The following is a 14,937-nucleotide window of genomic DNA, read 5'->3' as shown; positions in this document are numbered from 1 at the left end:
GGCTTGGTTCTTTCTCTTTTTTTTTCCTAAATTTGTGATAATATGAAACAACACACAAGAATATGGAAAAACTATTCACACTATACACTTATTTATTTCTGTGCATATCGTATGTTCTAGCACAACAAAGCGATCCCGTTCTCAAGCCCAACTTGAAATACGGCAAACCCACTAAAGAAGAATTATCCCTGATTACTTATGCTCCCGACACCACAGCTACAGCCGTATGTCTTCTTCATCAGGGGAAAACCTATTTCACTTACAATGACTTTTTCAAATTACATACCGAACAAGTAATTCGAGTGAAAATTCTGAAATCACAAGGAACCTCTTACGCAGATGTCGCCATTCCATACTACTCTCCTACAGACACACATAAAGAAGCTGACAGAATAGAAAAACTGGACGGAGCCAGTTATAACATGGAAAATGGAAAGATTGTCAAGACTGCACTCACCAGTGACCTGATATCCGACGAACGAGTAGATCCCAATATCAAAGTCTTGAAATTCTCTCTTCCCGCAGTAAAAGCCGGAACGGTAATTGAATACCGTTATATGACAACAACCAGTTATATCGAAATACCCAACTGGTTTATGCAACAAGAAATCCCGGTGGTTTACAATCAGTACGAAGTCACCATTCCACTGGTATATATTTTCAACATCGAAAGTCGTGGAAGCGACCTGATAAAAACAGATAAAAAACAGACCACCATGCGTGCGTCCAACTATGGACCTGGTGGAGCCGGTTCGGCAGATGTATTCTCCGTAAACTGTGATCAATTAACCTTCACTAGCGAGAACCTTCCAGCTATTAAACAAAAGGAAGACTACTGCTGGTGTCCGGAAGATTACAAAGTACAGATTAGTTTCGACATGCAAGGCACCAACTTTCCAGGACAGGAATACCGTCCTATTAGCAAGAAGTGGTCGGATATAGAGAAACGACTTATGAATATCGAATACGAACCGTTCGGTCAGCTTATGGCGATGACCAATCCTTTCAGAGAGGAAGCCAAACGCGATTTTTCCAGTGACATGACCACCAACCAAAAAATTATCACTGCATTTAAGGTACTGAGAAAGAATCTGGCATGGGATGGTACTTATAGACTATACGGTATAAATCCTTCTAAAGTGTTAAAAGAAAAAAGAGGCAGTAATGCCGATCTAAACTTCGTGCTCATTAGCATACTCAAGGACTTCGGCTTCTCAGCCTATCCCGTTGTAATGAGTCACCGTTCAGCAGGAATACTTCCCATCAATTATCCCTCTATTCAGAAACTGAATACATTTGTTGTTGCCGTTTACGATCAAGACAACAAGAAATACATCTACCTAGACAGCTCGATGGAGATTCCTACACTCAATGTATTGCCACTTGAACTAACCGTAAGCCAAGCGTATATACTTGGATCACCGGAAGCCGAAGAAAAAAAATGGGTGGATCTGACTAAAATTTCAAATAGTGCCGTATTTGTTACCATTGAAGCTGCTATAGAAGGAACAGAGATTAAAGGAAAGCGTAAATCCTCCTTTACCGGACATCAGGCATTGGAATTCCAGCGACGGAAGCTACACAAAAAAGAATCAGCCGATTCTCAGGAAAATGACAAGAGTGTCTTCAGTAATACGAAAATCCAAAACATTTCTGACGATCTCGCGCAATTGGAAGAATTAACAGATTTCACCATAAAAACGGGAACATCTGGAGACCGGCTATATGTTAATCCAATGATTTTCACCCATGTAGACAAGAATCCTTTCTTCCAGACAGAAAGAGTGCTTCCTGTCGAGTTCCCCTATCCATATAGTTTTGTAGTATCATCCACATTGACTATTCCGGAAGGATACACAGTGGAAGAGCTCCCCCAGTCGCAACTTATCAAAAACGACAACAATGATCTGCAATGCAGATATATGATAGAGAAAGCAGAGAATCAGATCCGCTTGAATTATCTATTCAGTATGAAATCCTATCTATTCCCTGTCGATAAATACAAACAGATACAAGATATATGGACCAAAATGATTGATAAGAATAAAGCAACTATTGTACTGAAAAAAATATAATATAATCTCAATCTGTAAATAATATGAAGCTGATACTGCTGTTTGCCATGTTATTATTAGGCTGGCAGAGTTCCGCCCGTCAGGCTAAGCTCGCTAATATTGAGCCTAGCACAAAATACGGCCATCCCACCAAAGAGGAGTTGGCTATGACCGAGTATGCTCCTGACACATCCGCTACGGCAGTAGTACTTTATTCCAAATGTAGTGTAAACTATATTTTCGTCGAACGGCAGTTCCGCCTTGTATATGACTACGAGTTCAAGGTTAAAGTACTCAAGCCTAATGGGGCATCTCATGCTAACATCAGCATTCCATATTACCTGAATACTAAAGACAATCGTTTAAGAGAGACAGTCAAACAGATTGACGCATCAGCCTATAATCTGGAAAAAGGAGAAATTGTACGTACCAAACTAAAAAACAATCTCATTTTTAAAGAACGGCTTAACAACGATTATATGCTAACTAAGTTTTCCATACCTGCTGTCAAAAAAGGAACAGTATTCGAATATAAGTTTCAATTACATTCTGATTTTTTCTTCAATATAGCTCCTTGGAAAGCTCAAAGGAATATTCCGGTCCTTTTGGCTCAATACGAAATAACAATACCCGAATATTTTAAATACAGCCTAGAGGTACAAGGCAGCTATAGCCTAACTCCCCAAAAAGAAACAACCCGTCAATTATTCATGCTCGAACCGCCCTATCCTCCAGGAACGATAGAATGCAAAGGAGACTATTTACTATTCACCGGCAAGCAATTACCAGCTCTTCATGCTGATAATTATGTCTGGTGTGCGGATGACTACCTGAGCGGTGTCAATCTCGAAATCAAAGGACTTGAAATTCCGGGCAGGCCCTATCATTCATTTACCCAAGCGTGGAATGATATCGATAAAATGCTGTTAGAAGATGAAAGTTTTGGCGGGTTACTCAGAATGCGCAATCCTTACCACAAAGAAATAAAGTCACTGCACCTGGATAAATTACCTAGCCAACTGGAGCAAATATCCGCAATCTTTCTTTTCCTCAAAAAGAAGCTATCCTGGAATGGACAATACAGCCTATATGGAAATGAAGTAAAAAAAGTAATAAAAGATCAAACAGGCAGCAATGCCGACTTCAATTTTATATTGATGAGTATGCTGCGTGACGCACAGATTCCCTGTTATCCAGTGGTAATGAGCAGGAGAGATGCAGGAAGATTACCCATCAGCCACCCTTCTATTCTGAAGTTAAATACCTTTATTGTAGGTATTGCTGATACCGACAGCACATTTGTTTTCTTAGACGGTTCAATAGATTACGGGTTCATAAATGTCCTATCTCCTATATTAATGGTAGATCAGGCACGTATCATCAATGATATGGGAGCAAGTTATTGGGTAAACCTGAACCGGCTGGGTAAACATCAAATCGACTCGAAAGTAGACGGATACATTTGTCCGGAAGGAAAAATCAAAGGAACCAGACTGACTAAGTATACCGGATTAGATACGTATTCGTTTCGAAAACGTTATCATAATGCCAAAGACAGTACCGCCTTTATAAGCGAACTGGAAACAACAGAGAGCATCAGTGTCAAGCAATTTCAAGTAAAAGATGTGCGGTCATTCTCACCTAACGTTACAGAATTTTTTGAATTTGAGAAACAACTGACAGTAAGTGACAACCACATTTACGTGAATCCGCTTGTATTCCTCCATGTCAGCAAATGCCCATTCACACAAGCAGAGCGAAAGCTTCCCATAGAAATAACATATAACAATCAACTGTTTCTGACTACACTTCTAAGAATTCCAGAAGGCTATGTAATCGAAGAAATTCCCAAATCTATGAAACTCATAGCAAAAGACGGACAAAGTATCTGCCAATACAACATATCCCAAGAACATGATGCAATAAAAATAGAGTATGTATTTTCTTCCAGCAAATCATTCTATCTGCCTGATGAGTATCAAGACGTGAAAGCTTTCTGGGAAAAGATCACCAATAAAAACAATGAAATGGTAGTACTGAGAAAGTTATAAATAATACCCATCTTAAAAAACTTTATATACATCATGAATCATTCAACCAGACTTCTATCCTGCGCCTGTTTAATCCTCTTTACACTCTTCGCACAAGCGCAGGATGTGCAGTCCGATCTCATCTCCATCGTACAGGATATGCACACAGAAATCATTTGCAAGTCGATGACGCAATCGGTAGAAAAGCAGAGCATCACCATCACCATTCTCAATCGCAAAGGGATGGAAGACGCCCGGTTTATTTGTCGTTGTGACATGTTCAATTCCTTGCAGAAGTTTTCCGGAGAGATATTTAATGCCACTGGGCAAAGCGTACGGAAGATTAAGAAATCAAATCTTCAGAAGAGTGAGTACTCCGGTTCACTCGCTTCGGACGATTATTTCTATGTGTACGACTGCAACTATCCTTCTTTGCCTTTTACTGTGAGATACGAATGGGAAATAAAATGCACCAACGGTCTCATCGGTTATCCACCTTTCCTACCACAATTCAGCTTCGACCAAAGAGTAGAAAAAGCTTCTTACCGGATTGAGCTACCTGCCGAACAAACATGTCGGTATTATGAGCAACATACCAAAGGAAAAAACATTCAGGTGAAAGAGTCCATCGGTCCGAATGGACAGCAGATTATCGAAGCCACAGCTACAAAACTGCCACCAATCGCAAAAGAACCGTTTGGCCCTTCTTTTGCGCAACTGTTTCCACGTATTTATTTTTCTCCTTCTGCTTTTCAATACGACAAGACGGTAGGAGATATGAGTACTTGGCAGAAATTTGGAGAATGGCAAAACAAACTACTCGAAGGACGTGATCTGCTGACCGAACCTTTCCGGAATTCATTGCATGAACTGACAGCTAATTGCTCCACCGATCGGGAGAAAGTGAAAGCAGTGTACGACTATCTGGCAAAAAATACACGTTACGTCAGCATTCAGTTAGGAATTGGAGGTTTACAGCCCATCGCTGCCACTGATGTTTGCCGTACAGGATTCGGTGATTGCAAAGGACTCTCCAATTATATGCGTGCTATGTTGAAGGAATTAGATATTTCTTCTACTTATACCGCCATCAGCACCGAAAATGAACGGCTCATTCCCGATTTCTCAAGTCCGAATCAGATGAATCATGTTATTCTGCATGTTCCTCTTCCACAAGATACACTTTGGCTGGAATGTACCAATGCAGAGCTTCCTTTCGGATATGTCCATCAAGGTATTGCAGGTCACGATGCGTTACTTATTGAGCCTACAGGAGGACGTATATATCGTCTGCCCACTTATCCGGATTCACTAAACACGCAATCTATTACGGCCAAAGTCCTCCTTTCTCCCACGACTGAAAGTCGCATCGAAGTAAATGAGATTTCCCGATTGTTTCAATACGAAGACGAAGCAGACATCATGTACTTGGAACCCAATCAAAAGAAAGACCGTATCCGTTCGAATATTAATTTGCCTCAAGCCGATATTCTCAATCTGCAAATTAACGAACAGAAAGAATCCAATCCGTCTATCACTTTCAGTTATGTGATCAGTAGTAACCAGTATGGCAATAAAACAGGCAACCGACTGTTCATCCCTGTCAATGTTTTCCGTAAAGGATTCAGTGTACCTCGTAGCGCAAAGCGTACATATCCTATTCATATCAATTATGGTTTTTCGGATACAGACAGCATTTGCATCCCATTACCTGAAGGTTATGCCATTGAAGGACTTCCTCGTCCTGTTAATCTGCAAAGCAAATTCGGTAAATTCCTATCTTCCATTCAAGTGAAAGACAAAGAAATATTTGTTATCCACCGACTGTTGATGAACAAAGGTGTTTATGATCCAGAAGAATACCCAGCTTTTATCGACTTCCGCAAACAGGTGGCAGAACAATATAATGGAACAATTATTTTAAGAAAGGAATAAGCCAAAGAGTCGATGTAACAAAAGTCCTTTGTTCTTTCTCTTTTTAGAAAAAGCACTACCTTTGTGACCAATTCTAATCACACCCTTTAAAAGGTCACCATGACTGGCTGAATTCTAAAACAGTAAACATTAGGACAATTTGAACATACGGAGGAAAAACTTTGAAAAATAAACGATACAGCAATAAGGAAGAATGGGTTAATGCCCTAAGTCATGGATCAGGTATTCTGCTTGGAATTATTGCAGGATATATACTGTTAAAAAGAGCTGCTGAAAATATGGAACCAACATGGGCGGTGACCTGTGTTTCAGTCTATCTGGTAGGAATGTTATCTTGCTACATTAGTTCAACGTGGTATCATGCCAGTCGTCCGGGACGATTGAAAGAGTTACTGCGTAAATTCGATCATGGAGCTATTTATTTACATATTGCTGGCACATATACCCCTTTCACATTGCTCGTTATGCGCCATGCAGGTGGTTGGGGATGGGGAATATTCTCTTTTGTCTGGCTATCGGCAATCGTCGGATTTATCCTGAGCTTTACAAAACTCAAAGAACATAGCAATCTGGAGACCATTTGTTTCGTAGGAATGGGGTCTGCTATTCTCGTAGCTCTCAAACCACTAATGGACTGTTTGACAGCAATGAATGCTACTCCTGCTTTCTGGTGGTTATTGGGAGGAGGAGCATCCTACATTATTGGTGCTGTATTCTATTCACTTCGCAAACCGTATATGCATGCAGTCTTTCACTTATTCTGTCTGGGAGGAAGTGTTGGACACATCATTGGTATCTGGCTGATATTATAATGAACAGTTCATTTAGCCCTCCATATCATTTAATTCAAAAATTTCCTCTACCGGAACTTCAAAATATCGTGCTATCCTTAAGGCAAGGATAGTAGAAGGTACAAACTTGCCCGTCTCCACCGTATTAATCGTTTTACGAGTCACGCCAATGGCTATGGCAAGTTCCTCCTGACTAATATTCTTCATAGCCCTGAAAACTTTGATTTTATTAATTAATTCTTTATTCTCCATCATCCGACTAAGGCTTATATAAAATCAATCTTCGAATTTCAACAGAAAAAAAAGAGATAGCAACCACTAGCAAACATCCCACACGAATAGAGAAATTAAAGAGTCCACCGAAAAAAGATAAAAACATACCGCTAATGATAGCAGCGTAGAAACCTGTGGACAAAGCTTTATAGTTATAGACAGAATATATTTCACTGTCTAAAGCCCCTGCCAATTTCCTGCTTTTTTTTATTGTTTCCAGAATAGAAGAAGTTCTCCATACAATAATCATATTCAGTATATTAAAAAAAACAAACCATTTGCCCATAAACCTGCTAGGTATATCATTATCCAAACAAAACACTCCCCATATTGCCATTGCCATAAGTAATACACCAACAATAGTTCGTATCAAAAGTGCATAGAACCTTTTAACCTCCATTTTCTCAATCGTAACATTTTCCATAATAAACAGATTTTTATTTGCATTACTAGAATAGAAATATCACTTATAAGTTCCAAAAAGAAACCTACAGGTTACAAATTTAGATATAATTTATAGAAAAACAAATAGAATGAAGTTTTATTAATCTCTTGCCTTTACTTATTCCAGACTACTTACTGAACCAAACCACCCCTCTCATTCGTTATATAAGTAAAAAAACATACAGAAAATGAAGTGGGAAAACCAACTGATAAATCATCTGCAATGGTCGGATACGATTATCAACCGAGAAAATAAAGAGCGCGTAGCCCGCGAAATGGCAGCTATGGCGAAGGATGGTGACATAATAGGAGCTGGATCAGGTTCCACTGTCTACCTTACTTTGTTTGAACTATCCAAACGAATTCACAAAGAAAAACTGCACTTGGAAGTCATCCCCGCCTCACAAGAAATCTCGATAACCTGTGTTCAACTAGGTATCCCACAAACCACTCTTTGGGAAAAACGTCCCGACTGGACTTTCGACGGAGCAGATGAGGTAGACTCAGATCACAACCTGATAAAAGGACGTGGTGGAGCCATGTTCAAAGAAAAACTACTGATAAAAAGTAGCGTAAAAACCTTTATTCTTATTGATTCGAGCAAACTCGTAAACTCATTGGGAAGTCATTTTCCGATACCTGTAGAAGTCTTTCCTGCGGCACTGAGCTATGTAGAACATGAATTACAGAAGATCGGAGCCTCAGAGATTGCTTTACGTCCTGCCCACGGAAAGGATGGAGCCATTCTGACAGAAAGCGGTAACTTCATTCTTGATACTCATTTCAACTATATCGACGCTTCGCTGGAACAACAACTGAAATCAATCACAGGTGTTATTGAAAGCGGACTTTTCATCGGATATGACGTAAATGTAATAGTATCTCCATAAGAAAAAGCTATAACAGATAAAAAATATGAAATATCTTATCTAAGTAGTTATTATTATTGTTGTGCTACCATAAAAACTATATAATATGGATAACTTGAAGATACTGGCAATAGTAACCGGAACCAGTATGTACGCCAATGGAAATTTAAAAACGGGGTTATGGCTTAGTGAACTTACCCACATATATCATAATGCAAAAGAACAAGGATATGAATTTATCATAGCTAGCCCTAAAGGTGGCAATACTCCCATAGATCCTGAAAGTTTAAAACCGATAGTTTTAGACAAACTTTCTAAAGATTATTGGAACGACTCTAAATTCAGAGAAATGATGCAACATACAAAAAGTTTAGATGAGATTTCCGAATCGATGTTTGATTGTGTTTACTTAGCAGGTGGGCATGGTACTATGTATGATTTTCCTAACAATATTACTCTACAAGAGATTGTAAAAGTCCATTTTGAAAACAATAAAGTGGTGGCTGCTATCTGTCATGGAGTTGGTGGATTATTAAATGTCAGACTCTCCAATGGTGAATTTCTGATAAAACACAAAAAAATTACAGGATTTACATGGTGTGAAGAAAGTATAGCCAAACGAAAAAAGGAAGTACCTTTTAATCTTGAAGCAGCACTGAAAGAAAGAGGAGCTAATTATCAAAAGGCACTGATTCCGATGACATCAAAAGTTGTTTCTGACGGTAGTTTAATAACAGGAGAAAATCCGTTTAGCTCAAAAGAGATGGCAAAAGTTGTGATACAACAATTGAATATAAAATAGAAAAAAAATATATATAGTAAATAGAAAAGAGTTTTTTAGAAATAAATATCAGGTATGCCGAAAAGTTATTATCTTTGAGGCCATTATTAGAGAAACAGAAATAAACATGACTATTCTTCTTATTATCGGAGTGGCTGCTAAACTAAGCTTCAGAGAAACCCATCAGGATATCAGACCAATCTTGAAATAAGAAGTATTTACTACTACCAGTAATCCGAGCCGGTTACTGCTAAAAAGTATATTGTACAATGAAAAAATTATCCACGTTGTTGGTCTTATGCCTGATATCTGCTATGATATGGGCTGCACCTACTGATCCTCAGATTAAAGGTCGCTTAATTGATGCGACTAGTAAACAAGTAATAGATTTCGCCGATGTGCTCTTGTTCAAAAGTGGAGATACCAACCCACAGATGCATACTTCCCCTGATGCAAAAGGAGTTTTCAGTCTTCAGAAAGTGAAGCCCGGAACCTATACTCTGATGATTCGCCTGGTAGGGTATGACATTGTTGCACGTGAAAATCTGGTTATTTCAAGTAACACTGTTCTCAATTTGGGAGACATAGAGATGAAACCATTAGAGAACGGTCTGGCAGAAGTAGAAGTAGTTGCCGAAAAGCGACAGCTAGTCTATAAGTTGGACAAAAAAGTAGTGGCAGCCTCCACCAACATAGTAGGTAGTGTCGGTTCTGCCGTAGACATTCTGGAGAATACTCCTTCCATTCGTGTAGATGCAGACGGAGAAATAACCTTTCGCGGCAGTGCAGGTTTCAAAGTATATATAGATGGCAAACCAAGTGTATTTTCGGGTACACAAGCATTAGAACAGATTCCGGCAGGACACATCGAGAACATTGAGATCATCACTACTCCCTCTGCCAAACATGATACTGACGGCGATGTAGGTATCATCAATATTATCACCAAGAAACATTCATTAAAAGGACTAAGCGGTATGGTAAACCTGTCAGGAAGTACCTGGCTTGCCCGTAACATCGACTTCTTAGTGACTCAACAGAATAATCGTTCACGTTGGTACGTAGGCGGACAATGGACAGACCGTTTACGTAAAAGTGATTTCGATCAGGAGAAAACAACCATTGTCGGAGACCAGACCACGATTTCCCATTCAGTAGGTCCTCGTACGGGTGATTCTTATTATTACACGTTGAAAGGCGGATGGAATCTGGAACTATCAAAGACTTCCATCAATGTAGATCTTGAAGGCGGCTATGGCGGTAATAAACGAAAAGGGGACATGTCTTACAAAGAAACGCGCACTATCAAAGGCAGCGAACCTGTAACCGAGTTTTATAACAGTATCGACGACTATGATAACGATGAAAATATCGGTTTGGGAAGTTTTTCCGTTGAACATCGTTTTAATGAAAAAGGTCATCAGATTGCTGCATCCGGATATTACAAATACGGAGGTCATGCACTGGAGTATTTCTTCAATGACCTGAATGACTTGGAAGGAAACCGCCAACAGGGACACCGTGCCTATGAAGCAGAACACCGGGAAACGTTAAGAGCTAATCTCGATTACAGTCTTCCTTTCGAGAAAGTAGGTAAACTGGAAGCCGGATATCAATATTATTCATACCTGGAAGACGGCAATTACAGTATGGAGTGGTGGAACCCGGAAAACCAAAGCTTTTATTGGCGTGACGATATTTACAATACATTCTATTTTCAGGAAGGTGTAAATTCTATTTATACCATCCTATCAGGCAATTGGAAACGTTTTGAAGCACAAGCCGGTGTTCGTGGAGAGCATACGCATACCGTATTGAAAAGTTCCGTTTCCGGAGCCAACCGAACAAAAAACCGTTTCGAGTTTTTCCCATCCGTACATCTGGGCTATACATTCGCGAACGAACATCGTCTGCTATTCTCTTTCTCACGACGAACCACTCGCCCACAATTGTTCTATATGGAACCTTATATAACATATCGTGACTTCTATACAGCCGAGATCGGTAACCCGGATATTCGTCCCGAATATATCAACTCTTTTGAGATGAACTACCGCAAATCCTTTGGTGAGAACAGCGTTTCAGCCACTCTTTTCCATCGTACACGTAAAGATAAAATCGAGCGTTTACGCGTTCCTTATATTGCAGGTGTCACGTTAGACTCAATGGCCAATGTAGGGCATGATTATTCAACCGGTATCGAACTAAGTACATCACTCCATCCCGTCCGTTGGTGGAATACGACGATTAATGGCAACGTCTATCATTACAAAGTAAAGAATGAACTGGCTGCCGGAGGAAAGAACGAATCCAGCACCAATTATGATATTTTGTGGAACAACCTCTTCACATTAGCAAAATATACACGTCTACAATTGGATGGTAGCTTCGTGGGACCGTCTGTTACCACCCAGGGACGAACCGACGCTTACTGGTATGCTAATCTAGCTGTCCGGCAACAGTTACTGAAACGCAAACTCACGGCAACACTAGCATTTAAAGATATCTTCCGGTCGGCTTGCTATATCAGTGATATCCAAACGGCTGATTTGCGTTCGTATACAAAGATCAAACCCAAATATCCGCAAATCATGCTGACATTGAGTTATACATTCAATAGCTTCAAAGGCAAATCTTCACAAGCCAAAGAAGACAGAAATGATATGTTTGAGGGAATTAAGCACTAATTGTATTGTTCATTAGACTAGTATTTCATTCTATTCTCTCTTCTACTTCTTTTATTAAGGGCTTTTTCAAAGACCTATTATTAAGCATAGTGCAAAAAAACATTAAAATGCATATAACAAATAGAACTTTTCGAAACCTCATTAGTAATTAATTGAGTTTGAAGGCGGAAGTCACGTCTCTTTCCTATATGATGCAACAGGTAAAAAATTACGAGCTATACATTGCATTGCAAGAACCACCACTACTACTGCTTATTGCAGTAGCATGATCTTTGAAAATGGAATTCCAAAAGCAGTATCGACAGAAGCAGAATGCGCATCTTTGGATAAACGAAGTATAACAAGTAAGAAACTGGATACAAAGAACGTACTGACAGACAAAAAACTGAATAAACTTAATCCGAACAGATTTGCAAAAAAGACAAGGTTCGGAAAGATGCCCCTTTATCCCGAATGTAAGTAGTCTGATGATTCGGGTAAGCAACTTTTTTTCTTGATCAGAATAAGATTCGTTCACCTGTCGAGCAAAAGGAACATAAAAATTTCTCAATACATCTTCTAGAAATAACAAACATTATACTCGCATATGCGAACTAATCGGTTGTTCTTTAAGCGGACACCTCACTGACATTCTTTTTTTTCATAACTTTAATCTATGATAGATCAAGAAACTATTCTGATTCAAAAGTAAAAAGTACTTTAAATAAGCCCTTTATACAAAGAAGCTGTTACGTATTTATGCAAAGTACGGTCAGTATTACAATTCTATCATAATCAAAACCTCTATTTAAAACCTACAAAAGTCAGAAATACGTTGTTTTTCTCCAAATCAATAGTCAAAAGTTTCCAAAACAGAAAATCCTATGTACCAATAAAAAAGAAAGACTTCCTGAAATTTAAGACTTGAAGTCATACAGGTTATCATATCATCCACTACCGGTGCATCCGGTTTCAAAACCAAAAAGAGGTTTAAGCATGAGAGAACACTGTACACATCAGTAAATACATAACATGAGAGAGGCGTTAATGAGTATCTCCAAAAGAATATTTCCAAAAGAAATAATTACAATCAAATTCATTAACACCAAGTTTATTAGCACTGTAAAGATTAAATATTCAGTACATGGTAATTTTCACAATATATTATCGAGTGATATTTCAATATATTGTTTCTTTTCGTCAAGGAATTCCCTCACTTCCCAACAAACTAATTAATTATTAAGAATTTAGCTGCAAACTTTTTCATAAAAATGAAGTTATTTTAAGAAAAACACGATTTTTTTGTTCACAAATTCTTTGTTTTTTTGCTCATAGATTATATATTTACACTATTAATTAATCTATAATCAATAAAAAACACAAAGAATTTTAAACATAACACAATTATGGAATCTAAAGATCTAATACAAATAATTAATTACACAAGAATTATAGTATATCAATACTTCATTCTTTATTCTGAAGGACCAGGAGTCCGAAAAAAGAGATAGGAAAGTCATTTATTTCATTTTATAAATTTATGTGCCTTTTAACCAAAATATTCTTCATTTAGAAATTATATAAAATTAAGAGAATTAGAATATTAGTTTTATTCTAACTCTTTATTCGATATAATATATTTCAACCATTTAACTATTTTTTTTATGAAAAATCACTTAATCACAGCACTTATTTGCTGTTTATCCTTTATCGGTTGTAAGGATGATAAAGTCGATTCTACCCAGTACGACCCATCCCAGCCGGTAGTGTTTACAGATTTCAGCCCAAAAGAGGGAGGTATGCGAACTCGCCTATACATTGAGGGCAGCAATTTTGGAAGCGATCCTACCAAAATTCATATCACGATCGGTGGTGAAAAAACCAAAACTATCGGAGCCGATGGAAAAAACATTTATTGTATGGTTCCTCCCAAAGCTTTTAATGGAATAATTAATGTTCGCGTAGATGGACCGGATGGCCAAACAGTTGCAGAACATACATTCGAACAAGAATTCCTGTATGATCCTGCAACGATTGTAGGTACCTTGTTACGTAAAGTAGATGAGGATAATAACTCTGCATTTCAAGAAGGTTCGTTCGATGAAGGGGCCTCTATTCCTTCCAACGACTGTATGGTGTTCGATCCCCAATACAAGGAGGGAGACGACCGGTTACTCTTCTCTTCAAACTATTACGACGGCCTTCATTTAATCAATTTGACGCAACGGACTGTAAAGCGTCTCTTCCCAAGAACGGGATATAGTACAATGTACTCTTTCACGTTCAGTGCTGACGGAGATACTTTATTGTTTACCGATGACCATGGTCAAGACAACACCACCCGGGCAAACATCTATTATTCTCTACGTCGTGAGAATTTCCGACGGATCCGTCCTTACAACTATGGTAAGACGTCTTACAGCTTAGTGTACATGGATGACGGAACTATCTTTTATACTACCTGGTGGGAAGGAAAAGTCTACAAAATGATACGTAATGGAGCCATTCCCAATATCGATGATAATGCGGAAGTTGCCTTTAGCCTGAGCCAGATATCGTCAGTGGGCGGTTCACATACGATATTATTCAAACACCCGTCCAATAAATTCATGTATATGCTTTCCGACGGACTCGGAGCGGTGTTCAGAGCCGATTATGATCCGGTGGCCAAAACATTCGGTAATCCTACGGTTATCGCCGGAAACATGAACGATAAAAACTTCAAGGAAGGAACCGGAGGTGCTGCCCGATTCAAAAAACCAGAATTCGGTGTGTTCGTTAAAAATGAAAAATACGGAGAAGGAATTGGTCCTGACCAAGATCAGTACGACTTCTACTTCTGCGACAGAGACAATCACTGTATTTGGAAATTGGACCCTTATGGAGTAGCCTCCCTTGTAGCCGGTAGAAGCAATGAAAACGCTGACGGTAGAGTCTGGGGATATGTAGACGGTAATCCGTTGAACGAAGCACGTTTCAATCAACCGTCCGGTCTTGCTTACGACCCTGATGAAGATATCTTCTACATTGGAGATATTGATAATAAAGGTATTCGTTATATGACAACAGAATAATACTATCTAAAACACAAATG

General features: G+C 38.8%; 10 protein-coding genes. 8 read left to right on the top strand and 2 right to left on the bottom strand.

What is annotated here, in order from left to right; genetic code table 11:
- Window positions 1–62: 62 nt before the first annotated feature.
- From EJF25_RS05205 to trhA, 4 genes are all read left to right on the top strand, one after another.
- A complete protein-coding gene (locus EJF25_RS05205; RefSeq protein ID WP_125040336.1) occupies window positions 63–2,075 on the top strand; it encodes a DUF3858 domain-containing protein in 2,013 nt (670 codons plus the stop codon).
- Window positions 2,076–2,098: 23 nt separating this feature from the next.
- Entirely contained in the window at window positions 2,099–4,105 is a 2,007-nt protein-coding gene (locus tag EJF25_RS05200; RefSeq protein ID WP_125040335.1) for a DUF3858 domain-containing protein, read from the top strand.
- A gap of 33 nt (window positions 4,106–4,138) precedes the next feature.
- The gene (locus EJF25_RS05195) at window positions 4,139–6,019 is read left to right on the top strand and encodes a transglutaminase domain-containing protein (protein WP_125040334.1); all 1,881 of its coding nucleotides are present in this window, start codon (window positions 4,139–4,141) and stop codon (window positions 6,017–6,019) included.
- 161 nt (window positions 6,020–6,180) lie between these two features.
- Window positions 6,181–6,831, top strand: a complete 651-nt coding sequence (gene trhA / locus EJF25_RS05190) for a PAQR family membrane homeostasis protein TrhA (protein WP_125040333.1) — start codon at window positions 6,181–6,183, stop codon at window positions 6,829–6,831.
- A gap of 12 nt (window positions 6,832–6,843) precedes the next feature.
- Here trhA and EJF25_RS05185 read toward each other — a convergent pair whose 3' ends face one another.
- Complete coding sequence (locus EJF25_RS05185) at window positions 6,844–7,065, bottom strand: helix-turn-helix transcriptional regulator (protein WP_235016727.1); 222 nt, start codon at window positions 7,063–7,065, stop codon at window positions 6,844–6,846.
- Window positions 7,066–7,069: 4 nt separating this feature from the next.
- A complete protein-coding gene (locus tag EJF25_RS05180) occupies window positions 7,070–7,507 on the bottom strand; it encodes a hypothetical protein (RefSeq protein ID WP_125040332.1) in 438 nt (145 codons plus the stop codon).
- Between the two features lie 208 nt (window positions 7,508–7,715).
- On the opposite strand from EJF25_RS05180, the gene rpiA reads away from it, so the two are divergent.
- From rpiA to EJF25_RS05160, 4 genes are all read left to right on the top strand, one after another.
- The gene (rpiA, locus tag EJF25_RS05175; RefSeq protein WP_125040331.1) at window positions 7,716–8,417 is read left to right on the top strand and encodes a ribose 5-phosphate isomerase A; all 702 of its coding nucleotides are present in this window, start codon (window positions 7,716–7,718) and stop codon (window positions 8,415–8,417) included.
- 85 nt (window positions 8,418–8,502) lie between these two features.
- Complete coding sequence (locus EJF25_RS05170; RefSeq protein ID WP_125040330.1) at window positions 8,503–9,198, top strand: type 1 glutamine amidotransferase domain-containing protein; 696 nt, start codon at window positions 8,503–8,505, stop codon at window positions 9,196–9,198.
- 248 nt (window positions 9,199–9,446) lie between these two features.
- Entirely contained in the window at window positions 9,447–11,864 is a 2,418-nt protein-coding gene (locus tag EJF25_RS05165) for a TonB-dependent receptor (RefSeq protein ID WP_125040329.1), read from the top strand.
- A 1,643-nt stretch (window positions 11,865–13,507) separates the two neighbouring features.
- Window positions 13,508–14,917, top strand: coding sequence for an IPT/TIG domain-containing protein (locus tag EJF25_RS05160; RefSeq protein WP_125040328.1), 1,410 nt, complete (start codon window positions 13,508–13,510; stop codon window positions 14,915–14,917).
- The last annotated feature ends 20 nt before the right edge of the window (window positions 14,918–14,937 follow it).

This window comes from Bacteroides faecalis (assembly GCF_003865075.1).
Taxonomy (GTDB): Bacteria; Bacteroidota; Bacteroidia; order Bacteroidales; family Bacteroidaceae; genus Bacteroides; species Bacteroides faecalis.
Note: the sequence above shows the minus strand (reverse complement) of the source record. Positions and strands in the feature narration are given on the sequence as shown.

Coding starts and splice junctions, on each gene's coding strand:
- EJF25_RS05170 (WP_125040330.1), top strand. CDS start 8,503: ATGGATAACTTGAAGATACTGGCAATAGTAACCGGAACCAGTATGTAC.
- EJF25_RS05160 (WP_125040328.1), top strand. CDS start 13,508: ATGAAAAATCACTTAATCACAGCACTTATTTGCTGTTTATCCTTTATC.
- EJF25_RS05165 (WP_125040329.1), top strand. CDS start 9,447: ATGAAAAAATTATCCACGTTGTTGGTCTTATGCCTGATATCTGCTATG.
- EJF25_RS05205 (WP_125040336.1), top strand. CDS start 63: ATGGAAAAACTATTCACACTATACACTTATTTATTTCTGTGCATATCG.
- EJF25_RS05195 (WP_125040334.1), top strand. CDS start 4,139: ATGAATCATTCAACCAGACTTCTATCCTGCGCCTGTTTAATCCTCTTT.
- rpiA (WP_125040331.1), top strand. CDS start 7,716: ATGAAGTGGGAAAACCAACTGATAAATCATCTGCAATGGTCGGATACG.
- EJF25_RS05185 (WP_235016727.1), bottom strand. CDS start 7,065: ATGATGGAGAATAAAGAATTAATTAATAAAATCAAAGTTTTCAGGGCT.
- EJF25_RS05180 (WP_125040332.1), bottom strand. CDS start 7,507: ATGGAAAATGTTACGATTGAGAAAATGGAGGTTAAAAGGTTCTATGCA.
- EJF25_RS05200 (WP_125040335.1), top strand. CDS start 2,099: ATGAAGCTGATACTGCTGTTTGCCATGTTATTATTAGGCTGGCAGAGT.